Consider the following 26459-nt stretch of genomic DNA (forward strand, 5'->3'; position numbering starts at 1 on the left):
TTTTCTATCTTAAATTTTCATAGCTAATGAATGCAAATCTCTCTTTTGATGACATATCTTTTACAATTTTTGCACCTTTAATTTGCCTTCATCTATTAATATGTTTTGGATTTATTTCAAAAGCCAAAATTCCGTTTTCATTTAAGTACTGTTTTGCTTCATTTAAAAGCTTTTCATAAAAAAATCAGCCTGAATCTTGAGCAAACAGCGCAATTTCGGGTTCAAATTTTCTCACAGATTCGCCCACATCTTTATCTTCATAATCTAAATAAGGTGGATTAGACACAATTATGTCAAATTTGCCTTCTATTCCTGCAAAACAGTCACTTTGGACAACTTGTATACCTGCTTTATCTTCAAAATTTAGCGCTATATTTTCATTGGTTTGCATAATAGCTTCATCATCAATGTCGCTTAATGTGACATTGATTGAATCAAAATTCTTCTTTAAAGCTATTCCAATAAACCCTGAACCAGTGCATAAATCTAACACCTTCATTCCTGGCTTTAAATACTCATTCAAAAGTATATAAACTAGCTCTTCAGTTTCATATCTTGGAATTAAAACTTTGTGATTTAGATTAATTCTAACATTTGCATACTCAACATATCCCATTATGTATTGAATGGGATATCCTTGGTTTAATTTTTCAAGCTCTAATGAGTTAACTTTTGACTCAAGTCCATAACGCTTTTTCTCTAAAAGCAAGTCTTCAATAGTGGGCATTAAAATCCACTTTCCTTGATTTTTTGATTTTGTTCTTCTGCTAAAAGAGCATCAATTATAGGTGTTAACTTACCTTCCATGATTGGTTTTAAGCTAGTTGAAAAACTTATTCTATGATCAGTAACCCTGTCTTGTGGATAATTATAAGTTCTTATTTTTTCACTTCTATCACCGTGCCCAGCTAACTTTCTATATCCTGATTCCTCTTCAGCCTTCTTTTGCATTTCTAAATCATACAATTTCGATTTTAAAATTGTTAAAGCAGTTTCGCGGTTAGCAATCTGACTTCTTTCATCCTGAGAAGTTACGACAATATTAGTTGGTAAATGTGTAATTCTAACAGCTGAATCAGTTGTGTTAACAGATTGGCCACCAGCACCACTTGAACGGAAAACGTCTATTTTAAGATCGCTTGGCTTAATTTCTATTTCTACTGAATCATCAATTTCAGGCATAACAGTAACTGTTGTTGTTGAGGTATGAATTCTCCCTTGCGACTCAGTCACAGGCACTCTTTGCACCCTATGTACGCCAGATTCAAACTTAAATTTTGAATATGCTTTTTCACCTTTTATTGAAAAGACAATTTGTGAAAAACCTCCTGCGCTAGCGCTGTTAGTTGATAAAATTTTTAACCTAAACCCTAGCTCATCAGCAAATTTGCTATACATTCTGAATAAATCTCCAGCAAATATATTGGCTTCATCACCGCCAGCAGCTCCTCTGATTTCAACAATGATATTTTTATCATCATTTTCATCTTGCGGTAGTATTAAAATCTTAAGCTTTTCTTCTAATTCATCTAATTTAAGGGAGTTTTCGTCAATAATCATTTTAGCAAACTCAACCTCTTCTTCATTCTTAGATTCAAGCATAATTTTAGCTTGCTCAACATCTTTTAAAATATTTTCATAAGTAATGAACTTCTCAGAAATCTCTCTAATTTTTGCAATTTCTTTATTGATTGCTGAGTACTCTTTTATGTTGCTAATAACTTCAGGATCATCAATTTTTTTCAGTAATTCTAAATAACTTTGTTTGATTTCAGATAGCGATTTAAACATTGTCTTTTCCATAGTTTTTATATTATATTGAAAATTTAAATATTTATTTTAATATTTAAATTAGAGGCAGTTTTTTACTAAAAACATTGTTTTATAGGTTAATTAATTAAAAAATCAGGCAATACTTTGCTCTGATTTTTTAATTAATTTTTTTTTACATCTATTGCTAAAACTTTTGCTCTGGAATATATAACTTTCCGTCCACAGAAGCGACGTTGCTTACTGTAATTAAGGCATCAGCATCTGCTGTTCTAACCTTTTTAATAAGCCTTGGAATTTGCCTATAAAGAGTGATAGAAGATAAAATTTGGAGCTTGCTTCCTGAATAACCTCCTTCACCATTTTGTAATGTGAAGCTGTTGATTGTTCTTTTATCGGTAATAATTGCTTTTCTAATTTCTTCCATCTTGTGTGAGTAAACTTTAAACTGTACAATCTTAAATCTTGGGAATAAATTATTTAAGTAAATTACAAATATGAAGTTACATAAATAAGTTGACACAAAGTTTGGAGAAAAGTATAAATCAGCTTGTCATCTAAGCTCGCTAATTGCTTTAACAGTAGCTAATTCAGCAGCACTTAATGAATTTTTAACTTCTGCAACTTCACTAATTGTTTTAAAGTCATTAGCAATCATACTTCCTGGAATATAAGTACCAATAACAACACTAATTAAAATAATTATTATGTTTATGTAACCGTTTATTGTTCCAAAATTCTTTTGTTTATAAACAGACATATATTCACCAATTATCCCTGTAACACCAGCTGATCCGCCAATTATTGCAATAATTGCAAAAAAGTAAGCTAATAAAATACCGTAAATAATTGCAAATAAAATTTGAACAATTGTGTTCCCGCCATCATTTCATTGCAATGGTAATAGTTTAATTAAATCATTAATATTTTCGCTATTCCACCCTGCATGATTAACTAATGCCGCCTTCATATTTTCAGTTATTTCAGGGTGATTAAACTTACCAAAAAGCGTGAATTGGTTGAGTGCAGGAATTTGCCCTAATCCTGCTGAAACTAAGCTACTTAAGACCAAAAATTCTAGCGAAAGTAAAATATATACTTTACCTAATTTCTTCCATCCAAAAACAAATATTGGAATGCTTAAAACTAAATACAAAATTCAGAACAATGAGTGGTCTATAGCATTCATTATTGGCTTAGTAATAGCAGCATTGCTGCGCAAACTAGTTACAACAATTTTAGAAATTGCTTGTCCAAAGGCAGCTAGTCCAAAATTATAAATACCAGGGTTCTTAACTAAAAAGATACCTACAACCCCAAATAAAATAGCTAATCCCGCAGTTATGAGCCCTAATTTTCAAAGTGGCATCAAAGCATAAAACCTAGATAATTGGAGAACAAAATTAGACATTTTTGTGTATCTGTATTGCGTATTCTTTTTGTCCACAATCTTCTTTTTATTGTGGTTTTCGTCTACTAACTGATTTACAAGTGTTGAGTTTTCTTCCACAGATTCTGTTTTATTATTCAGCACTTCGTTTGCATTAAACTCTTTTTGAGAATCGCTTGCTTCATTTGTAATTTTCTTATCATCTGTTTCGTTATTCATTGTATGCCTCCTTTCACTCAAATAAAGAATAAAAAAAATATGCTTTATTGCATATAAATTATATTAAAATAGGCTTAAAAATAAAACAAAAGCATAAATTTGGGAAAAATTAAAAAAATATTTTTTTCATATAGAAATGTTGCCAATTTGGTGTTTTTTCTAACACTCATTTTTCCTCTTTTTTGATATAATTATTATTATTTATACATAAATGTATAAATCATTTTGGAGGTTGTATGGAAAAACTAGAAAATACTAACCAAGATAATCAAAGCAAAAATAATAGCTATAATGCAAGCAGCATAAGAGTACTTGAAGGTCTAGAAGCTGTCAGAGTTCGTCCTGGTATGTATATTGGTACAATCACTGATAAAGGCCTTCACCATTTAGTTTGAGAAATTGTTGATAACTCTGTTGATGAGTGTATGGCTGGCTATGCTAATTTCATCAAAATAACTATTTGTAAAGATGGTTATATTGAAATCGAAGACAATGGCCGTGGTATCCCAGTAGCAAAGCACCCCCAAACTGGCTTATCAACTGTTGAAACTGTTTTAACTGTTCTGCATGCAGGTGGTAAATTTGATTCCGATGCTTATAAAGTTTCTGGTGGTTTACATGGTGTAGGGGCTTCAGTTGTAAATGCTTTAAGTTCTGACTTTCATGTATGGGTTAAAAGAGAAGGTCACACATATTATGCACATTTCCAAAACGGTGGCCAAACTGTTCAGCCATTAACTGTTATAAATGACATAGATCCTAGTGAAACAGGCACAAAAATCAAATTTTACCCTGACTTTTCAATCTTAGAAAAGCATCCTTTTTCTGTTGAAGCAATAACTGACCATGCCAAGAGAATTGCATACTTAACTAAAGGTACACGTTTAGTTGTAGTCGATGAAATCAACAACACTTCTGAAGAATTCTACTATGAAGGTGGTTTAATTGACTATGTTAATGAACTAAACGAAGGCCAAAAATTAGTACACGATTCTATAATTTATGCTGAAGGATTGTATGATTCTGATAAATCAGGTTCAAAAATAACTGTTGAAGTTGCTCTCCAATATACATCAACCTTCCAACCAAGAATTACTACTTACACAAACAATATTGTGACAATCGAAGGTGGAACACACGAACAAGGTTTTTTTGATGCTCTTTCAAGATTAATTAATTCATATGCACTTAAAAATGGCCTAATTAAAAATGAAAATGAAAGACTAAACAAAGAAGATACTTCTAAGGGGCTTGTTGCCATTGTGTCTGTAAAACACCCAGATCCGATTTTTGAAGGACAAACTAAAGGCAAACTAAATAATAAGGATGCGCGTACTGCTGTTAGAGAAATATTGGCTCCTGTGTTGGAAAGATACTTTGATGAAAATCCAATTGATGCAAGAGAAATAATTAGCAAATGTTTACAATCTAGAAAATCACGTTTGGCTGCTGAAGCTGCTGCTAAAGCTGTACAAGCAAATATGGGCAACAACTCAATAGCATCACTTCCTGGTAAACTAGCTAACTGCACCAGCAAAAATGCTGAAATATGTGAATTATACATTGTCGAAGGTAACTCAGCCGGTGGCTCAGCAAAAATGGGTAGAGACAGAAACGTTCAGGCAATCCTGCCACTAAGAGGTAAGGTCATAAACGCTGAGAAAGTTTCTCCAGAAAGAGTTTTATCAAACGCCGAAATAATTTCGCTCATAACTGCCTTAGGCACAGGCTTAAATGAATCATTTGACATCAACAAGCTTAGATACCACAAAGTAATTATTATGACTGATGCCGATGTCGACGGTGCACATATTAGAACCCTTCTCTTAACATTCTTCTATCGTTATTTTAGAAAACTTATTGAATACGGTTTTATCTATATCGCTCAACCTCCACTATACAAAATTCAACAAAATAAATATATTGCATATGCTTATAACGACAACCAAAAAGAAAGCATTCTTCAATCACTAAACCAAGATTCAAAAATTACCATTCAACGTTATAAAGGTCTTGGTGAAATGGATCCTGAACAACTTTGAGAAACCACAATGAACCCTGAAAATAGAAAAATGTATCAAGTTCAAATTGACGATGCAGCTAAAGCCGACTGAGTCTTTACAACATTAATGGGGGACGATGTGCTTCCAAGACGTGAATTTATCGAAAAAAATGCTAAATTTGTTCAAAATATTGATATTTAGCACATTAGGATAATTTTTCCTAATAATTAGTTTAAAATATCAAAAATATAAAAAAATGCTGTTTTTATACCAAAAAATGCACTTTTTGTATAAAATAACTCAATCAGCAAATAAAGGAGGAGCTATGCTTAAAGAAATTACAGCTCAAGAATACAAAGAAACAGTTGAAGGCAAAGTAACTGAACCTTATTTATTAGTTTTTCACGCACTATGATGTGGTCCATGTAGAATGTTCAAAGAATCATTATCAGAATTAGCTGAAAAAGACAATGTATTAGTTTACCGTGTTAATATAGACGAAAATTCAGAACTAGCAAGCCAATTCCAAGTGCGTTCAATCCCAACATGATTTGTTTTCAAAGACGGAAAACAATTAGTATCTCACAACGGCTTCCTTCCATATGAAGACCTTAAAAACGTTGTTGATTCAATAAGATAAGCCCATGTGGCTTTTTTATTAACTTCCTATTATTTTCTTTATAATCTTAATTATGAAAGTAATTAGTGAGAATCGCAAAGGCCTTTATGGCTATAAAATAATTGAAAAACACGAGGCCGGCATTTCTCTATTGGGCTGGGAAGTAAAAAGCGCTCGTGCTCAAACAGTTAATTTAACAAACTCTTATATTTTCTTTAAAAAAGGCGAGCTTTTTCTTTACAATGCTAATTTTGCAAAATATATGTTGCTTAAAGTAGAAGAAGATAGAGACCGTAAGCTACTAATGCACAAAAAGGAAATAATTCGCCTAAAAAATAAATTAGATCGCTTGTCATCTACAACAATTAAGCCCACTAAAATCTACTTTAATAACAAGTCTACAATAAAAATTGAAATAGCATTAGTTCAAGGTATGAATAAGGCTGATAAGCGTGAAGATTTGAAGAGAAAAGACAACGAAAAATACATACAAAAAGTCAAGAGCAACTACTTATAATCTCTTGACTTTTTTATACGCAAATGATTGTTTTATAGGGCTTTAAGGCTTTTCTATAATAGAAATGTTTTCAAATTTTCTACTTATTTTTGAATTTGAATATGATGAATCAGTTAGGATCTTAAACATCTGACATCCTAAAAGGTGATAATCAATAAATATCTTGCACTTATAGTTATTTTTTCAGTCATAAATAGATGTATAACCGATATCTGTTAGCCTCAAGTTTTTATCCTTAGAAGCAACTAAAGTTATAAATGATTCATGTGTTGAATTAATTAAGTTAACAATGTTGTTTTTATAAACAAAGTTAATAAAATCAACAGTCGCTTTTTCGCTTCTATTATCAACTTCAATCTTTAGTTGATTAATTCCATTTTCACGACAAAATCTTTCAAAGCCATCGCTTCTTTGTTTTTGCTCAGCATCAGAAAGTTTAGAATCAACTACAAAAGCAATTTTTTCATTCTTGTCGATATATGATGAGAATTTAGTTGTTAAGTCATAAAATGCTTTTGTATAGTCGATTGCAATATTATTAACTCTTTTGTCTGTTGTTGGATATACCAATGTTGTGCATTCATTAACATTATTGGCTATATAATCAAGTACAGCATTTTGGTTACTATTTGGTAAAAAGAAAATAACAGCTCATGGCTTTCAAGATAATACGTATCTCACTGTTTCAATGTACTTTTCTAAATCATGCCCAGCATAAATTGTTAATGTCTTTACATTAAACACTTTAGCTTGCTGACTAATTCCCAAAACTATTGACTGATAATAGTTTGGAGACTGTTCAGGCATAATAATAAATACAGAATTGTCACTGCCACGAATTAAGCGCGCTCCATGATTTGGATAATAATTATATTTAGTAACAATATCCTGAATTCTTGCCTTAGTTTGTTTAGAAACATACCCGCCATTATAAAAACGACTTACAGTACTAATTGAAACGTGAGCTAATCTAGCTATGTCTTTGTAAGAAAAATTTTTCATAGTACTTATTATAATAAAAAAAAATAAATATGGAAACATTGCATAAAACTTTATTATTCGCCTTATTTCGTTTTATTGTTATAATTTAAAAGCTGGTGAAATAGCAACCTTATAACCTGGTCAGGACAGAGATGTAGCAGCCATATTAAGAAGTGTTATGTTCGCCAGCTTTTTAAAAGCATAAAGGAGTTTTTATGGATATTAAAACATCTGAAACAGTTAGCTTAACTTTTTTGACTGTCTTTATGCTTATAACTTTTCTAGCAAAAATATTTTACTTTTTTACGCTTAAAGAAAAAGAGTGATATAGAAACCAAAATCTTATGAGTCTATGATATAGGCATATAAGTGTTTTAGTCATTGTTGTAATAATTTCAACATGTGCGTTGTATCCTTGACTTATGACTATAACAATGCGCTTGTTTTATAGAAATTATTACCAAAGTGCTGACCTTGTAACTTCTAGAGTCTCAATTATCTTTTCGTTAGTAATTGCCCAATTTATACACATAAATAACCTTATTTTGCTATTTAAATTTGTTGTCTTTAAAAAATATGCCAAGCCTAAGGCTAATAATGTGATATTATAATATTACTCCCCCAAGTGGTGGAATGGCAGACACCGTAGACTCAAAATCTACTGGAGAAATCCGTGCAGGTTCAAGTCCTGTCTTGGGGACCATATGATTAAATTCATCCAACAAACAGCAATTTATGCTGTTTTTATTTTGCCTTTAGTGCTTTCTCAGTTTTTACCAATTAGCCTGTTTTATAGGATAAAAAATATTGTAGCTTCCTACAATATCTCTTTATATTTCTTTTTATAAATCACTCTAACAATCATAACTAGTGCAATATACAAGACAACTAATGATGCTAGCAACAAGTAAAACCAAGGATTCAGTGCTTTTATGCCAAGCAAAGTATTTAGCCCTGGTATGTATGGAGTAGCAGTCACTAAAGCCACTCCACCAAATGTAGCAAATAATAATGTTCAAGATGGCCTTGATTGAACAAAAGGTATCTTTTCAGTTCTTATAAAATGAATTACTAAACTTTGTGTTCACATAGAAATTATGAACCAACCTGTTTGGAATAGCGAAATTCATTCAGCCGACTTAGGATCAAGATCTGGATATAGTTTTGGAATAAATAATCAATTTAAGATCACAAAAGCTAATATATCTACAATTGAGCTTGTTGGCCCAAATCACAGCATAAATTTAATTGTACTTTTCGTATTAAATTTCCTTGGCTTCTGGATAAATTTAGCATCGACTTTATCCCAAGGAATAGTTCCACAAATAATGTCATAAATAAGGTTTAAAAATAATATTTGAGTTGCTAATAATGGCACAAATGGCAATATTATTGCAGCAATCAAAATACTGAATATATTCCCAAAATTACTGCTTAATGTCATCTTAATGTACTTATTCATATTAGCATATGTTTTACGCCCTTCAACAACTCCAGTTGCTAATACATTAAGGTCTTTTTCTAAAAGAATAATATTTGCGCTTTCTTTAGCAATATCAACTGCGGTGTCAACTGAAATTGAGACATCAGCTGTTTTCATCGCAGGTGCATCATTAATTCCATCACCCATGTAACCAACAACATGTCCATTAGCTCTTAATGCGCCAATAATTGTTGCCTTTTGATCAGGGCTTAGTTTTGCAAAAATATTGTGCTTTTCAACAATTTCTCTAAGTTCTTCATCATTTAAATTTATTAAATCTTTGCCAAGAATGACGCCTTCAGTTTTCATGCCTACTTTATCACATATTGCCTTAGTAACTCTAGCATTGTCACCAGTAAGAATTTTGACTTCTACGCCATGTTCATAGAGGTTTTTGATTGCAGAAGCAGTCGATTCTTTTGGAGGATCTAAGAAAGCTAGATAGCCAATTAATGTCATTTCATGTTCATCAGAAACGCCAAACTGTCCTGCTTTATTTGGATTCTTTTTTCTAGCTACAGCTATAACTCTCATACCCTGATCATTAAGCTTGTCAACTTGCACTAAAACTTTATTAATCATTGCTTGATCTAAAGCAACAACATTGCCATTTAATTCTAACGTGTTGCAAACTGAAAGAATTTCTTCAACAGCTCCCTTGGTTACCATTTCGATGCCAGTATTTTTATTTTTATTTTTAACTAAAACACTCATTCTTTTTCTGTTGAAGTCAAACGGAATCTCGTCTATCTTTTCATATACATTTTCTATATTTCTTAGCTCTTCATGTATATCGCTTAATTCATCAGTTTTATTTATTATTGATAAATCAAGCAAGTTTTTTAAACCAGTTTGATAATAACTGTTTAAAAATCCATATCTTAAAACTCTTATGTTTTCGTTCCCCAAAACATCAAGGTGCATTTCCAGTGCAACCTGATCCATTGTTAATGTACCTGTTTTGTCAGTACAAAAAACATCCATTGCGCCAAAATTTTGAATAGAATTTAAACTTTTAACAATTGTCTTGCTTTTAGACATTCTCGATGCCCCTTTAGCAAGAGTACTTGTAACAATCATAGGCAACATCTCAGGAGTAAGCCCGACCGCCACTGAAATTGCAAACATTAAAGCTTCCAATCACTTTTGACCATCTTTAAAATTCTTAACTCCTGCAATTAAGAACACAATTGGTACAACAGTAATCATGATTCTAAAAAGTAATCACGATATCGAACTTATGCTTTTTTCAAAATTTGACTTAACAGGCTTTTCATTAATTTTTTGAGCCACTTGACCTAAATATGTCTCATCACCAGTTACGATCACAATAGCTTTAGCACTTCCTGAAATAATGTTTGAGCCCATAAAGGCTAAATTATGCCTGTCTGTGACATTTTGATACTCATGTTCATAATTAATTGAAACAAACTTTTCAATTGCCTCGCTTTCACCCGTCAATGAAGACTGTGACACAAACAAGTCTTTTGCACTAATGATTCTGACATCAGCAGGAATAATATCCCCTGCTGCTAAATGAATAATATCTCCGACAACTACTTCATCAAGCGGAATTTCATAATTAGTTCCTTGTCTTTCGACTTTGGTAGTTGTTTGTACCATTTTGACCAATTTAGCTGCAGAAGAGCTACTTTTGGTATCTTCAACAATATGTAAAATTCCACTAATTATAACCATTGACATAATTATTATGATAGTAGCAGGCTCTGCCTTTTCACCCTTTTTTAAAGGCAAAATGATATCAACCACCAATGATATAAGTGAAAGAATAAGCAAAATAATAGAAAAAGGATTAAAAAAGGCGTCAACTATTCTTTTTCAAACAGAATTCTTGCTTTTCTTGCTTAAAACATTAGCTCCATATTCACTCTTGTTGATTTCAACTTGCTCATCACTTAGCAAGCCATTAATACTGGAGTTATACTTATTACAAAGTTCATTTACACTCATTTTTGATGCTGCAATAAGATCTTGTTGGGCTCGTGATAAGCTGGTGCTCTTATTTTTCTTACTTTTCAACATATAACTCCTCTCTTTTTTAATATTCTAATATTAAAAAATTATAATGTATTATTTGCTTTTGTAACTTCTCTTGAATAAACTTGTTAAAAAAATAAAAAAGCACTGCCGTGTGCTTTTTTTCTTATTCACCTTTAAATAAGTCAATTTGGTCAGGATGGATAGGGTTTTGGTTTACCTCAATTTTAGAAATTCTTCCTTCAACAACATGCACAATCCTGTCGGCCATGGCTGCCATTACAGGGTTATGTGAAACCATAACCACAGTTGTTTTATTTTGCTTATTAATTTCATATAAGAGTCTTAAGACAATTTTGGTCGTGCTCTCGTCAAGTGCTCCTGTTGGTTCATCAGCAAAAATAATTTCAGAATTTTTAGATAGTGCTCTCATTATTGAAACTCTTTGTTGCTGTCCTCCTGACATTTGAGATGGAAACTTGTGCATTTCTTCTTCCATTTCGAACTTTTTAAACATTTCAACAATGTCTAATTTTTTGCTTTTATCTGTTTGTAAATATCCACCGGTTTCAACATTGTCATAAGCATTTAAATTAGCTAGCAAATTGTAGTTTTGGAATATGAAACTAACATGCTTTCTCCTAAATAAAGTTAGTTTATTATTAGACAAATAAGGCAAGTTCTCATCGCAGACTATTACATCGCCCTTGCTTGGTCTATCTAAGCCACTAATAAGGTTTAAAAGCGTACTTTTTCCACCACCAGAAATGCCATAAATTAGCATTAATTCACCTTGTCTAACATCCATTGAAACATTTTTTAATACTCTAGTTACAATGTTGTCATTAACATAATATTTACTTGCGTTTTTAACTTCAATCACAAGCCCAGGAGAGTTTTTTGTATAAAACCCTTCATCAATTTTTCTTTTTTTACTGTTTATTTTATTTAAAATTGATCTTATTTTTCTAGGAACAATAATGTTTTTCTTCTTGCTATTTTGATCCAAAATATCAAACAAATTGTCCTTTGTAATTTTGACGTCCACGCCTATTTCAATGGTTTGGAGGTTATCTTCGATTATTTCTTCAGACGTTAATGATTTACTCTTTTTATCTTTATGCCCCTTGGCTTTTTTAGTATGCTTTATAGCTCTTTTACTATCAACATTTTTGCCTTCATTTAATTCAGATGACTCATCAATGTTAAATAAGTCTTTATCTTTGTTATTGATATCCATAAGTTAATTATTTACCTTTCAATAAGTCAACTGGCTTCATCTTGTTAATACTAATTCAAACTGAAATAGATGTTACAGCAAATATGATAAGCATTAAGCCTGAAGTTATTAGCACATGCCACCATTTTAGTGACAATAACAGCGCAATAGATGATGATGAAAGCAAGAATGATCCAAACACATTTATCATGGCGATCACTATAGGTATTGAAATAATTAATGCAGCAACCAAGAACGGTATAAATGCTCCAAAAAACATCATTAATTTTTCTCTTTGTGAGTAGCCTAATATTGATCAAATAGCAATATTTCTTTCATTTTCGCTAACGATAATTGACGACATTATTATTAATATCATTAGCGAAATAACAAAGTTTATAACTATTATAAATATGCTAATTTGTTCAATTGTGTGTCCAACTTGCACCACAAATCCTACTTCAATGTTTCTTGAATCAATTGAATTGCTTAGTGCAATAAACAATTTATTTTCATAAATCCTACTAAAGTCTTCAATGTGAGCCTTAGCTGAATTTTTGGCACTTTCATAAAGTGATTCGCTGAATTTCTCTGCTTTTGGATCTAAGAACTTAGCAATTTCATCTTTAGTTAGTCCATGTTGGCTTTGTAACACCCCACCTTTTTCAGGTGTATCTGAAACTTTAAAAATTTCATCAAACATTTTCTTAACTGTTCCCTGATCTAGCGAACTAACATCAAAGCCATCAAGACCGGCTCAATATCCACTTGGTGAATATAATCCAGCAGATTCAGTAACTTGCACTGGGTTTGCGTTTTGTGTTAACACACCGTTAAAGCTACTTTCATTATCAGGCAAGCCTACTAATAAATTAGCTGCACTGTGTGTTGTTATTAATTCATCATTAATATATGTAGGATTAATACCAACTATTTTAAATTTAGCATTAATATTCTTGCTATATTGTTTTTTCAAATCATCCTGTTTTATAGGATTATTGGTATAAATTTTTTCTAATAATTTTTGTCTATATCTATCAACTCTATTCGAAATAACAAAATCAATTTGATCATTAATTTCTAATTTATGCTTTTTAGCAAAAACATCATTAACAACTAATGGATAGATATTGTTTTCGACCTTAAAGTCATATAAAGCATCATACAAGTTATTGCCGTTTTTGTCAATTAACTTAACCTTGGCACTCTTTATATCGCCAGGCTTTCTATATCCATATATTTTGGCGCTTATATTATTGTATGAACCATTAATATATGTATATGTTTCATCATAGTGTTTATCAAATAAAATTCCGCCAAAGCCTATAAAATAGTCATTAACTCATTGTCTGTCTAAATCAGATTTATCTACTAACCAAAAATCAGAATTGCTTCTTGATATAGTTCAATTTGTAATAGGATTAATTAATTCTTTTCCTTCTGCAAGCAATTTTTCATGTTGCATTCTGACAATATCATTCTTTTGGTATGCCTTAACCAAGAAATCTCTATATTCATTTCTTCCGCCATTATTACCTGTTTTTATTGTCTTCATAACATATTCATTGTTAGCTAAATCCCAGTGTGCAAGTCTGAAACTGCCTTGCTTATCATTTGGTGATTTGTAATACTTAAAGAAATCATATTTCTTGCCCGATGCATCTTCATATGACATCAAACCGTTCGAATCTACCTTAATTACAGGCTTATTTGGATCAGTTATTAGTTTACCATTTTCATCAAGACTTTGCGTCCATTCTAATTGATGTCCAACTAGATCCCTTATTTTATCAATTTTAGCTTTCTGACTATCAGGCATACCATTGTATGCTATCAACCAAGGATCAGCAGCAACACCAGCATCCACAGTCACATTTACACTAAATTGTGAAAGCAAGTGCGGAGCAAACTCACCTGGATTTCCATTTGCTGTATTATCTGGATTTATTATGCTTGATTTTCCTGGTTTAAAGTAATCAGCAGTCTCTCTATTTCCTTCATTCAATGAACCAATAGGTGTATAAATCAGATCTTTTAGTTCACTTGGATTATACAATGAATAATATTTACCTTCAGTTGTAGGAGATTCTAAATCAATCTTAAATCTATAGTCTCTATTTTTATAAGTGTCATTAATTGTGTTGTTGAACGTCTTGTAGTTAGCTAACCCAAACATTGTCGCTATTGATGTCAATAACACCGATCCACCAAATGAAGCCAGTTTCCAAAAACCACTATAAGCAAGGGTGAAACTGAAACGTTTCTTAACACTTTTCTTGTTAATAAACTTCTTCTTAATCTTGTTGAATAGCCTGCCTCTAGGCGCATCATCAACACCAGTTATTAAGTCAATTGAACTTTTTCTTAGCGAAATAAGTGCAACAACAATAATTAACAAGCTCATTCCCAAAAATGGTATAAACACATTAAAGAAAAGTGAGAAGAAGTCAAATGGTATAGCCGATTTAGGTAGCGTCCAATAATTAGAAAACACGTTTTGCAACAATATCTGTGTTCTAAATCCAATTGAATATCCTAATATACCACCTATTAATGAAGTAACCATTGCAAATGGTAATAATGAAATAGCAATTTCAATTGGCCTATAACCTTGTGCAAGCAATATACCAAACACTTTAGCTTTGTTAGCAATATATCTTCTAATAATGAATATTATTGCTACTGAAACCACAATAATAAATAGTGACATTAAAGCAATTATTGAACTTGAAATTACATTAATCATGCCTTCAATAGTTGTTATTCTTAAAGCCCTTTCAGGGTTAATAGGATCTAGCTCATCATATGAAAACACTCTCTTAAGCTTATTCGCATCACTAATTGAGCTATCAACTATGTTTGTAATATTTCTTTTAACTACATCACTACTGTTTTTTGATCCATTAACAACTAAAAGATTTTTCTTAACAACATTTCCTTGGTAAGCGGCCATAATTCTAGAAAAACCGTAATTATTTAAATACACTAATGCTTGATTTTGTGTATTAACTTGTAAATGGTTTTCATCAATAACAGGATAAATATAATCAACTGTTGTATCTTCACCAACTATTAAAAACTTAATTCCATTAACATCCAGAATATATTTGTCATAAATTGTGTTAAGTAAACTTTCCATTTCAACATTATTTCTTGGAAGCTCACCATTGTAAATAGCTTTATTGTTTTTTGATAAGTAAGCATAATTAACTTTAGCATAATAGCTATTTATATCATTAAACACAATGTCTTTTAACTCTTTAGGCTCAACAATTCCGTTCACTACTTTGCCAGCTAAATTCAGAAAATCTATGCCAAAGATAGTTGCTTTCTTGGTTTGTTCATTGAATATTTTATTTACTCTAGCGCCATCTAAAGCCAAAGTGATTTCTTCACTATAATCAAGCGGAACTAATGATGTGTCTTTATTGGCTCATATTTGCTCAAAATATGCTTCTAATTCTAACTTTTTAGAGTTGTCTCTAATAATTTCTTCAAAATTTCCAATTCTATTAGAAACAATGTAAGCTAAATTACCATTAATTTTTCCTAAACTTTGTTTTTGCGTTGAAAGGAATGAAGTCATTAACTGTGGATACATGCTTCTTAAAACGGGGTTTATGATTATTCTAGATAATCCAAACAATTCAATTGGGAAATTAATTTGCATTGAACGAGCAATTAATAAAACAATATCTTTTATTTCTCAAAAATCTTTAGTAGCAAAGTATCTATCAACAGCCTTTTTGATGGTTTCATAATAAATTCCATTAGGTGCATAAATCTTGCCTGCTTCAGTTGGTTGTTTATCATTTTTTGAATACTGTTGGCTAGCACCAATTAAGCCCAAAAGCTCTATCAAACTGCGCTTTTGGCTAGATAAATAACTTCTGAATTTTGGATTTTTACTTGCTAATTCTTCAACTTTAGCATTGGTAAATTTGCCATTAGATTCATTAAAAACAGTAACTTGTTCAGGTCTGTGTAATGCTATTGAAAGTCCAAAATTAGTGCTATTAAACCTTGGCAAGTTTTCGTCCTGAGCTAGCTTATTGATTTCATCTAAAATACTTTTATCAATGCTTAACGTCAAGAAATCTTTAACAAATTGTAAGGCTTCTTTTTGCGTTACATTCTTGTTATAAGTTAACGTGTTTATTCAAGGAATTAGTAAATCAAAAGCTTGGGCTCCAAGTGAAAATTTATTTACTACATTTGCCTGTCCATATATAGCAACCACACTTTTTCAAGTTTTCCAGTTTTCATCGCCTTCATTGAAATTATTTAAGTCATAAATTAAATCAGCAAGTGTCTTATTTTTTTCTGAAACAATCTTTATTTTTTCATCCAAACTTGTGGTTGTTTGGATAATAAAACGCTGAACTCTATCAAGTTTTTCAATAACTTTTTTGTCTATGGTAATTTCATTAGTTATTATGCTAAATTTCTTTAAGATCTCTATGGCTTTAATATCTAACTCATGTAGTCCTACTGAATTGCCTTTAGTTGAAATAACTTTTTGAATATGTTCTTTTGCATAAGAAAGATCATTATTAATTTGTTGGTTTTTGAATATTGCTTTGCTTTGATCAGCGCTTAAAAGTGCGGGAAAAAAGGCTAAAAAGTCACTAAAACTCAGTTTCTCATCATCAGAATCAGGTGTAATCACTGAGCCTGAACTGTCTTCAGTTTTCAATGTGCTTACCTTATCAGACAAGTTAAACATCTTAATAATATTTGCTTTAAACTCTCTGTTTGTGCCTGGATTATAGAACAATCCGTAAATTAAAGCCATCATTCCATCTTTAGGCCTTATGGTTTTTAAGGCAACTTTTTCTTTAAACACCTTTTCTTTGTTTGATTCGTAATCAAAATCAGACTTCTTATATTCAAAATAACTAGTAGTTAAGTGTTCTCTTAAATAGTCAGATAAAACATTGAAATCAATGTTCTGTAAAATACTATTTAATCCTTCTTTAACATTCTCAAATTTTCCATCTTTACTTACTTTTGCGAGTAATATTTTGATACCGTCAATTAATGAAGGAACAGAATCATTTAATTTTTTGTATAGCAGACTGTTTTTATCATCTAAATTAAGCACTTTTTGAAAATCTAAATTGTTAATAAATGCTTTTAAGCCTGCTTTAAGGGTCTTTTGGTCAACTGACTTAAATAATCAATCAATTAATAATCCTGAACTTAATCTATTTGTGTATTTCTCATTATTATGCTCAACTTGTTTCTTTCATTCACTCTTGTATCACTCATTAGCTAACTTACTAAAATTATAAGCATCAATGCTTCCAATAATATTTTGAAATGCATTTATAACTTCTTTAGGATCATTAGAAAGATTAACAAGATCTTCAGCACTTAAAAATTTATTGATGTCAATTCCTGCTAAACCAGCTATTAAAGAATAAATATTATTTACTTCTTCAATTAAATATTTTTTCTGACTTTCTAAACCACCTTTTTCATTCAATTTAGCCTTAACTTTTTCAAAAATGTTAAACAAAACACTTTTGAATATATTCCCAGAATCACTGTGGCTTAGTTCATAAAGTAAATCTAATCCTATTTTTGGAAGCAGCTCTTTATTAATTTTTGATGAAGTAAATGCATTAGCAAAATTGTTACTATTTAATACTTTTTTTACTGCTTTAGTAATTTGAAACACATTTTCTTGTGAAATAAATTCATCCTTAACTAAAACAGAATCTAACAATTCCTTCTCGATAGCTTCAGCTAAGAAATCAACTTTTCCTGTAGCTAAAATATCATTAATTAATTCGGCTTTAGGAGATAAAAATTGAGTAGGAACATAAGATATATTCGCTAATGATTGATCTTTTTTAGCTCATCCATAATCATCAGTTTTAATAAATTTAGTTGCTAATGTAACTTTATTATGTTCCATTCATTTGGTCAATAAGCCTTTATCAAACCCGTGTTCTCCAGCTCCATCAATATGAATTGTTTTTCAAAATAACTGTCCATCAGAATTTGCTAAAGTGACTAATTTATAGTTGTTTCCTCTAAAAGTTATCCCTAAATTTAGTTTCTTATACTCAGACTCTAAAGTTTTAGAATCAATGTTTTTATTATTTCTATCAATTAAATATTTGTTTAATAAAACAATTTTAGAGCTTTCTTTTCTAATACCTTTTGTAACTGGATTTATATCAGTTACTTCAGCAAATTCATAAATTGGCTCAACATACTTAGGATCTGGGAAAAGATTTCTGCCTATTGATTGTATAAGTAATGATGCAATATATGGTGGCAACTGATTCTCTTTATAAACCGAATCATCAAACTTGCTAGAAGGAATTAAAGCACTCTTTCTTTTTTGCTCTTCAAATAATTTTCCTACATTAAGTTTAATGCCATCAACTTCACCTTTTTCATCGCCAATGTTTATAAAGTGAAAAACATTTTGCTTCTTTGTCTTTTCATCAATTGCATCTACAGTTATAGTTTTTCTTAAACCTAGATTTTCTCTGCCGCCAACTTCATTAGCAATCTTGTCAATAATTATTTTTTTAGTTACTTCATATGCTTCTTGCTTAATTAAATTAAAACTCTTGTTTTTTAAATCTTTGTCATTAATAGCTTCTAACAATGCTTTGTTGTAGTTTGCTTGATTTTTATCTACAAATGTCTCTATTTCAAGAATGCTTTTTGCACCAGATTTATCTATTTTATAGGATCTTCCGCCTGGGAAATTAGTTCTAGATTCATTTATATTATTGTTGGAATTATCAGCATTATATATCTTTTGTTTTATGTCAGCATCATTAATTGGAACACTAATATTAACCTCTTTTTTAGATAATTTAGTGTTATTATAAGGTTCAAAAACAGTTTTAATATTTTTAATTCAGTTAGAAAACTCGGCTAATTCTTTTCATTTTTTATAATTAACTGATTTAGGATCATTTTTGCTACTTTCAAGCTCTTCCATAAAGGTTTTAAAAGCACCAGTTCAAAGATTCTTGTTATCACCAGTAAATGTTGTGTGATAGTTTCATCTTTCAAATAAAACATTTCTAGTTTTTTTGGCAAGCAAATCTTTATTTATTTTGATTTCCTTGTCTTTTTTAATTGTCAAAATTTTTGCTGGCTTAACTTCGATTGTTGATTTATTGTAAAAATCACTAATTGTTCATTCGCTTTTTACTTTTGACTTTTCATCCAATAAATCAGTGTTATTGGTGGTTGTTGTTGCACTACCAGCAGGCTGAGTTGATGTTTCGCCTTTTTCTAAAAATTTAGATAAATTGCTGTTGCTTCCATCATTGATAAATACAAAATTATTGTCTGAAACCTTTTTAAAACCAAACTTTTCAATTCATTCATTTGCAGGAATAATAATACCTTTATTTTCTGCTAATCATCTTTGACCGACACTGTATTCATTGGTAATTTTTTTATCCAAAACATTTATAAATAAAGGTTGAACTTGCTCCGCATAAACAAGATTTGGTTTGTTTGGATCTGTTCCTTTTTTAAGAATCATTAAATCTGAAAGAGTTAGATTCTCTTTATCAAATTTAACTTTATCAGTATTTTGTATGTTTTTACTTTCAGTAACAACTTCAAATTTATTGCCTTTTTTCTCATAAAAAATAAAGTTTTTGTCTTCTTTTTTTAATTTAAAACTTGCGTTGCCCGCATCATTTTGATCTTTTCCTAATTTAAACTCAACAATTGAATTGCTAGGATTGGCAGAATAAATTGAATAAAGAATATCTAAATCATCTTTTTTAATATAGTAATTATTAAGGCTTCCATTTCCATTATTGTCAATACCAGTAAAATTACTCAAACTAATAAATTCGTTATTTTGCAAATACAAAACATTCTCAACAGAATCCTTATATTCGCCCTCACCATTTGCTAAATAATAATTAATTGGTTTGTACTCTTTTACTCCATTTTGTCCTAAAACTTGCCCATTAACAAAATAGCCTTGATTAAAGGCGCTTCCCTGGCTTGGCAGGTTTAAATCCACAGATAAATCATGTTTTACAGATAACTTTTTGTAATTTTCAAAACCAGTAACAATTGATGATCTTAATGATGAAAGCAAAGTAAAAACAGCTGAAGTAATAAATATAAGTATACTTAAGCCGATAACCATAATTTTGTTTTTAGATAATGACTTAAAAACTTCTTTAGATAATCTTCACATAATAAAAAAATTATTCCTAATTATAAAGTGTAAAAATTATATTAATATTTTTAGAAAAAATATTATTTATTATTTGTGCTCAATACATTGCTAATAATAGTTTTTAAGCATGTTTTATAGCTTTTTTAGTCGACAGATATGCTTGTTTTCGTCTGCCATAATTAAAAGAAAAAACGATGGTCTACATCGTTTCTCCTTTTTCTTCAGATTTTCCATCCAATATATCGTCTATTGTAAGGTTAACATTTTCAGCTTTTTCTTCTTTGCTTTCTGAAGGTAATTTCATATTTTTTGCAATGTACTCAATCTCTTCAGCAACAATAGTTTCTTTTTCTAATAAAGCTGTCTTAATTAACTCATGAAGCTCTCTGTTTTCTTCAATAATTTCCTTGGCTTTCTTTTCTGCTTCAGTAATTATGTTTCTTACTTCAATATCAATTTCATGTGCAACTTGTGCTGAAAATTGTGCTGATTTTAAGTAGTCTCTACCTAAGAATGGAGAACCTTCATCTTGTTCATATTGAATAGGCCCTAAATCAGACATACCTCATTCAGTAACCATTTTTCTTGCAATTTTTGTTGCTTTATGTAAGTCATCAGAAGCTCCTGTTGAAACATTTTCTTTCCCGTAAATAATTTCTTCAGCAGCTCTACCACCCATAAAACTTGTAATCATTGCAATAAGTTCTTTTTTGGTTAAGTTGTACTTTTCTTCTTCAGGTGTCATCAAGTTGTATCCACCAGCTTGACCACGTGGAATAATAGTAATTTTTTGTACCTTATTTGCGCCAGGCATTTTGATACCAACAACAGCATGTCCAGCTTCATGATATGCAACCATTGTAAGCTCACTCTTAGTTATAACTCTGTTTTTCTTAGCAGGTCCAGCCATAACTCTATCTATAGCTTCGTCAATGTCATCACGTTCGATAATTTCAGAATCTCTTCTAACAGCTAGTAATCCAGCTTCATTTATAACGTTTTCAAGTTGTGCTCCAGAGTAACCAGGTGTTCTTTTTGCAACTTGTGCAAGATTAACATTAGGTGAAACTCTTTTACCTTTAGCATGTAAATTAAGTATTTCTTCACGTTCTTTTACATCAGGAAGGCCAACAGTAATTGTTCTGTCAAATCTACCAGGACGAGTTAATGCAGGGTCTAAAACGTCGGTTCTGTTTGTTGCAGCAAAGAATAGAATTCCATTGTTTTCTTTCATTCCATCCATTTCAACAAGCAATTGGTTTAATGTTTGCTCACGTTCATCGTGACCACCACCAATACCTGAACCCCTAGTTCTACCAATTGCATCAAGCTCATCAATAAATATTATCGCAGGAGCATTTTTACGTGCTTCATCAACAACAGTTCTAACTCTTTTAGCACCTAAACCCACAAACATTTCAACAAAGTTTGATGCTGAAATAAAGTAGAAAGGAACATTAGCTTCACCTGCGGTGGCTTTAGCTAACAATGTCTTACCAGTACCAGGAGGACCACCTAATAAAATACCATGAGGCATTCTTGCACCAGCAATTTCGTATTTTTTAGGATTTTTTAAATAATCAACAATTTCTTTAATTTCTTCAACTGCTTCTTTATTTCCGGCCACATCTTTAAAGGTTTTGTCACTTTTAATTTTTTGCGCTGGATTCTTTTCATCCCCAATAGCACCAATCATGTTCATGCTTCTTTTCATCATTGAACGGTACAATCAGAAAAGAATAATTATTCATAATAATGTTGGCAATACAGAAAGAGCAATTCTAGCAAACGTATTTGGTTTTTCTAATACTAATCCTACTGTGCTTCATTGTGTTGATAGAACATTAGCATCAGCACCAGGATGTTTTAGTAAATTAGCAATAATATATTCTTTATCACCTATATAAAACTTATCTGGAAGCAAAAACGTTTTTTCAACAACACCTTTGCCTAAGCTTACTTCACGAAGCCTTGCTACTCCGTTTTCTACAAACGTATATTTAGCAATATCTTGTACTCCGTCAATTTTTACTTCTGCTAAATATGTATTATCATCAATGCTTTTGCTAGCAGCCACAATATCATTTACAAAGTCTTGAAAATTACCTTGTCTAACTTGTGGTTTAAAACGGTTTCAGAGAAGTAATGTAATTATTAAAAGAATTACTGCTGAAAGAATTGTTCAGAGAACTATTTTAGTTATTTTTTGCTTTCTTTCATTTTCCATACAACTCTCCTTCCTTTTTATTTATATATAATGTTTATAATTTTAATGTAATTTTTTAATTAGTCAAAAAATTAAAAAACTAATTTCCCGTGCTTTTTTTGTATAAAAATGTTGTTTTTTATCAAATATTTGCTTGTTCTATTGTCGCTCAGTATAAAGCCAATTATTGACTTAATTTTGCCGCCTGACAGTTTTATGTTTAAATAATTATCATGCACAAACTTGAATACTAGTCTCTCTTTGTTGCTCAATGTCAAAAATAAATCTTGGCTAAAGCTAGAATTTTTTCATTTTTCATACTCTAAGACCGCTTTGTTTTCAATTCTTGCTAATTCATTATTTTCTTTTTCTGCTTCATCTAAAATTTGACTTTTCTGACTGTTTGATAGGCTTTTTAGTCAACTCCTAACTTTATTTCTTGTGTATATAGGTAATTCATTAGTAAAATCATTTGCATATTCAATCTTTTTGTTATGCAAAGTTTCTAAAATTTCACTTTTAAAAACTTTATCAACAAGCGGTCTGACAACTTTCATCTCATAAATATAATTTTCTTTCTTTATTCCAAAAAAATCCGGTTGTCTTTTAGACTCTTTTTGCATAAAATAACTTTCTAGAAAGTCATCCTTATGGTGTGCTAAATATAGAGCCTCGCAATTATATTTTTCATAAATCTTTTTAAAAAAATCAAACCTTTGTTCTCTTGCTCATTTTTCAAAATTGCCTTTAAAACAGGCTTTTTTGTCAATTTCAAGATATTCAAAAATTATGTTTTTTTCTTTGCAAAAATTTCTAACTATCTCCACATCATATGCTGAATCTTGTCTAACATTGTAATTTAAAGTTGCAACCACTATATCACTTCTTTGGCTAGATATTAAATCTAGCAAATACATAGAATCTGGTCCGCCACTAATTCCTAATAAAATCACTAAATAACTCTCTTTTTATTCTCAGTATTGAACTTGTTCATAACAAAATTGATATCATTGTATACTAAAGATATTGCTGCATCAGCAACTTTTTCAAGTACTTCTTCAACAATTATCATTTCATCTTTTGTAAATAATGAAAGCACATAATCTTTTATTGTTGTGCCGTTATTTGCGCCTATCCCGACTCTAATTCTTTTAAAATCATTGCTGCTGAACTTACTCATCAAGCTATCTATTCCTTTATGTCCAGCACTAGATCCGCCAATTTTTATAGCTGCTTGACCAATTGAAAAACTAAGATCGTCATAAATAACAATAATATCTGAAGGATTTATTTTATAAAAGCTAGCTATTGAATAAACAAAATCACCTGATTTATTCATGTATGTAAGTGGCTTAGCTAAAATAAAACCGTCAGAAACAGCAAACTCTCCATTAAATTTTTCTTTGTTTAGTGAAATATTTAGTTTTTCGCAAATTTTATCAATTGCTAAAAATCCTGCATTGTGTCTTGTAAATCTATATTCATTGCCAGGATTTCCCAAACCTACAATTAGCTTCATTATTTTGCCTCTTTTTCTATTAATAATTTTAAATTAGTAAAGTGTTTTAAATCAGCATTTCTAGATTGAATTTTTTGAATATATAAGTCTTTAGAGCCTAAAAGTAATAATTCCTCTTTTGCCCTTGAAACAGCCGTATACATAAATTTTTTAGTAAACATATGTTCAACTCTGTTTTTCAAAATTCCGAAAATAACACAGCTTGCTTCTGACCCTTGAAATTTATGCACGGTTATAGCATAAGCTAGTGACAAGTTTTCTAAAATCTCGCTCCTGTTATATCTAACTTTCTTTTCTTGGCCAAAGCCTACGACAATAAATGTGTTTCTGCTGTCTGTATTTATTTCTTCAACAATGCCTATTTCACCATTAAAAACATTCCTGTCATAATCATTTACGGTTTGTATAACTCTGTCGCCAACAAATAAAGTTAAATTGTTGTGAATTGATAAATTTTTCTTAGCACCTGTTCTTTTTATATTTCATTCTTGAAGTCTTTTGTTAACTTCATTAATTCCAGGCTGACCAAACTCTAAATATGAAGGAAGTAAAATTATTACATTATCAATTGAATACTTGTTTACTTTTTCTTCATATATTTTAACAATGTTGCTTAAAAACTGTATTCCGTTTTGCTCAATAAACTTTACATTTTCTGTATTAATTTTAGGAACCCTGTTGTCGTTTATGGCTATAAAATGCTCAAATATGTCAATTTTATCAGTTCTATGAATTTCTTTTAATACAAATGTAGGAAACTTCTTGCTGTTAATAATATCTTCTAACAAATTGCCCTTACCAATGCAAGGCAGCTGATCTCTGTCCCCTACTAAAATAAGTCTTTCAATGCTTGTACATGTTTTTAATAATTCATACATAATTGGCAAGCTAACCATTGAAAACTCATCAACAACAACAACTTTAATAGGATTCTCTTTTTCAAAAGATTCAATAAATGAATCGTCCTCATCAGGTTTAGATAGCTTTAAAAAGCTATGTATGGTTCTGGCTTCTATGCCTGTTTTATAGGTTAATATGGTGGATGCCCTTCCAGTAGGAGTCAGTACTGCAATATCTTTTTTCTTATAATGCTTATCTTTTAATAAAGTCTCAACAATATAAGCAATTAAATAACTTTTTCCTGTTCCTGGATATCCAGTTATAACTGAAAGCGGGTTATTTAATGCGCTTGCATAAGCTTTTTTTTGCTCTTCTGACAATTTTTGAGATGGAAGCGGAATAACTTGTTGTTTTAACTCACTATCTCTTATTTTGAGAAGTTTTTTAGCAACAAATAATTCTTGTTCATATACTTCATTTAATGAAAGGCGTCTAGATTCATTATCAAAATAAATTTCGCCCCTCTGAATCATCGCATTTAGCGATTCAATAATTAAATCATCACTTATGTCTCTTTTTTGAAGCAGAAGCGACAACAATGACACAACATATGACTGCTCATAAAGTGTACTGTTATCCGAATTATCTCTTCTGTAATCCTCATACCAGTTTCATAAACTTTTGTAAAATGGTAAATCATCATAATACATTGTGCAAATGTTATTAAAATTTGTTCTTAATATTTTATAAGTAAATGCTCTTATTATTTTGTATGGTTCAATATTTTTATTAACACATTGTGCAAAAAGGTCTACTAACTTAAAATCAATTCAATGATCAACATACAATTCATATGGATCACCATTATTTTTATACCTGCTAACAAAGTCCTTGTTTTCAAATCTAGCATGTAGCTTGTCATACAATTTCAAGAGTCCATTTTCAGCAAAAAAGTCATAATCCTTTTGATCAAAGCTACTTATGAAATTTTTCAAATTTTCATATATGGCTGTTTTTAAGACGTTTTGGGCAGATTCAACATCATCAAATAGTTCTTTGATGCTTGAAAATCCTAGCTCGCTTTTTATTCTTTGAATTCCCTTAACTCCTAGACCTGCTACATTACTTACTAGCATTTTTTCAATATCACTATCATTGTCGGGGCTTACAATTTTACAACTTAGTAACTCATATGTTGCATTTTGATATTTTGAACGTTTTGAGGCTTTTAATTTAACTTCAATTTCATAAAAACATGAACTTTTTATATCTTGTTTATTGGTGTAAATGAAAAAACGCTCTCTCTCAGGGTTTGATTCAAAAATTCAGAGCTCTCTTGCAATGTTATTATCAGCTCCGCTTCACTTTACAACTAAAAACTTTCCTTTTAGCCTAATGGCTTCCGAATTATTTTCACTACTTATAAACATTTTTATTAATTATAGAATATTAAAGGCTTATCAAATTAAATTATGTTCAATTATATTTTCAAATTTTTTGCCACATTTTTTAT

General features: G+C 30.5%; 15 protein-coding genes, 1 tRNA gene and 1 other RNA gene. 6 read left to right on the forward strand and 11 right to left on the reverse strand.

The annotated features are described in order from the left end of the window. Positions 1–4: 4 nt before the first annotated feature. The 3 genes from prmC to MAGB_RS02170 form a co-directional block, all read right to left on the reverse strand. Positions 5–727: a peptide chain release factor N(5)-glutamine methyltransferase gene (gene prmC / locus MAGB_RS02160; RefSeq protein WP_004024168.1), complete on the reverse strand. Its 723-nt coding sequence runs from the start codon at positions 725–727 to the stop codon at positions 5–7. Continuing rightward, the gene (prfA, locus tag MAGB_RS02165) at positions 727–1803 is read right to left on the reverse strand and encodes a peptide chain release factor 1 (RefSeq protein ID WP_004024169.1); all 1077 of its coding nucleotides are present in this window, start codon (positions 1801–1803) and stop codon (positions 727–729) included. The genes prmC and prfA overlap by 1 nt, the downstream gene beginning before the upstream one ends. Before the next feature lie 154 nt (positions 1804–1957). Then, a complete protein-coding gene (locus tag MAGB_RS02170; protein ID WP_004024170.1) occupies positions 1958–3379 on the reverse strand; it encodes a DUF2179 domain-containing protein in 1422 nt (473 codons plus the stop codon). 236 nt (positions 3380–3615) lie between these two features. Between MAGB_RS02170 and MAGB_RS02175 the strand changes: the two genes are divergently transcribed. The 3 genes from MAGB_RS02175 to smpB all read left to right on the forward strand — a co-directional run bounded on the left by MAGB_RS02175 (position 3616) and on the right by smpB (position 6518). Beyond that, complete coding sequence (locus MAGB_RS02175) at positions 3616–5583, forward strand: DNA topoisomerase subunit B (RefSeq protein ID WP_004024171.1); 1968 nt, start codon at positions 3616–3618, stop codon at positions 5581–5583. Positions 5584–5707: 124 nt separating this feature from the next. Next, the gene (locus MAGB_RS02180) at positions 5708–6022 is read left to right on the forward strand and encodes a thioredoxin family protein (protein ID WP_004024172.1); all 315 of its coding nucleotides are present in this window, start codon (positions 5708–5710) and stop codon (positions 6020–6022) included. Between the two features lie 52 nt (positions 6023–6074). Then, complete coding sequence (smpB, locus tag MAGB_RS02185; protein ID WP_004024173.1) at positions 6075–6518, forward strand: SsrA-binding protein; 444 nt, start codon at positions 6075–6077, stop codon at positions 6516–6518. A gap of 42 nt (positions 6519–6560) precedes the next feature. Here the strand turns inward: smpB and MAGB_RS02190 are convergent, their stop codons facing one another. Beyond that, positions 6561–7520, reverse strand: coding sequence for a LacI family DNA-binding transcriptional regulator (locus MAGB_RS02190; RefSeq protein ID WP_004024174.1), 960 nt, complete (start codon positions 7518–7520; stop codon positions 6561–6563). A gap of 84 nt (positions 7521–7604) precedes the next feature. Here MAGB_RS02190 and ffs point away from each other — a divergent pair. From ffs to MAGB_RS02200, 3 genes are all read left to right on the forward strand, one after another. Further along, an RNA gene (gene ffs, locus MAGB_RS04205) (signal recognition particle sRNA small type) lies at positions 7605–7699 on the forward strand. Positions 7700–7714: 15 nt separating this feature from the next. Continuing rightward, entirely contained in the window at positions 7715–8110 is a 396-nt protein-coding gene (locus MAGB_RS02195) for a hypothetical protein (RefSeq protein ID WP_004024175.1), read from the forward strand. A gap of 8 nt (positions 8111–8118) precedes the next feature. Next, positions 8119–8202 (forward strand) — tRNA-Leu (locus MAGB_RS02200). A gap of 114 nt (positions 8203–8316) precedes the next feature. Here the strand turns inward: MAGB_RS02200 and mgtA are convergent. The 7 genes from mgtA to MAGB_RS02235 all read right to left on the reverse strand — a co-directional run bounded on the left by mgtA (position 8317) and on the right by MAGB_RS02235 (position 26376). Beyond that, positions 8317–11025 (reverse strand): magnesium-translocating P-type ATPase, encoded by a 2709-nt coding sequence (mgtA, locus tag MAGB_RS02205; RefSeq protein ID WP_004024176.1) that lies wholly within the window; start codon positions 11023–11025, stop codon positions 8317–8319. A 121-nt stretch (positions 11026–11146) separates the two neighbouring features. Next, positions 11147–12220: an ABC transporter ATP-binding protein gene (locus MAGB_RS02210; RefSeq protein ID WP_004024177.1), complete on the reverse strand. Its 1074-nt coding sequence runs from the start codon at positions 12218–12220 to the stop codon at positions 11147–11149. 7 nt (positions 12221–12227) lie between these two features. Beyond that, on the reverse strand, positions 12228–20399 hold the full coding sequence (locus MAGB_RS02215; protein WP_004024178.1) for an ABC transporter permease: 8172 nt from the start codon (positions 20397–20399) through the stop codon (positions 12228–12230). A 181-nt stretch (positions 20400–20580) separates the two neighbouring features. Then, positions 20581–22608, reverse strand: coding sequence for an ATP-dependent zinc metalloprotease FtsH (ftsH, locus tag MAGB_RS02220; protein ID WP_004024179.1), 2028 nt, complete (start codon positions 22606–22608; stop codon positions 20581–20583). 71 nt (positions 22609–22679) lie between these two features. Further along, entirely contained in the window at positions 22680–23540 is an 861-nt protein-coding gene (tilS, locus tag MAGB_RS02225; protein ID WP_004024180.1) for a tRNA lysidine(34) synthetase TilS, read from the reverse strand. Further along, complete coding sequence (gene pth / locus MAGB_RS02230) at positions 23540–24106, reverse strand: aminoacyl-tRNA hydrolase (protein ID WP_004024181.1); 567 nt, start codon at positions 24104–24106, stop codon at positions 23540–23542. The genes tilS and pth overlap by 1 nt, the downstream gene beginning before the upstream one ends. Then, complete coding sequence (locus MAGB_RS02235; RefSeq protein WP_004024182.1) at positions 24106–26376, reverse strand: ATP-dependent DNA helicase; 2271 nt, start codon at positions 26374–26376, stop codon at positions 24106–24108. Before MAGB_RS02235 ends, pth begins: the two co-directional genes overlap by 1 nt. Positions 26377–26459: the final 83 nt, after the last annotated feature.

This window comes from Mycoplasmopsis agalactiae 14628, assembly GCF_000266865.1.
Taxonomy (GTDB): Bacteria; Bacillota_I; Bacilli_A; order Mycoplasmatales; family Metamycoplasmataceae; genus Mycoplasmopsis; species Mycoplasmopsis agalactiae_A.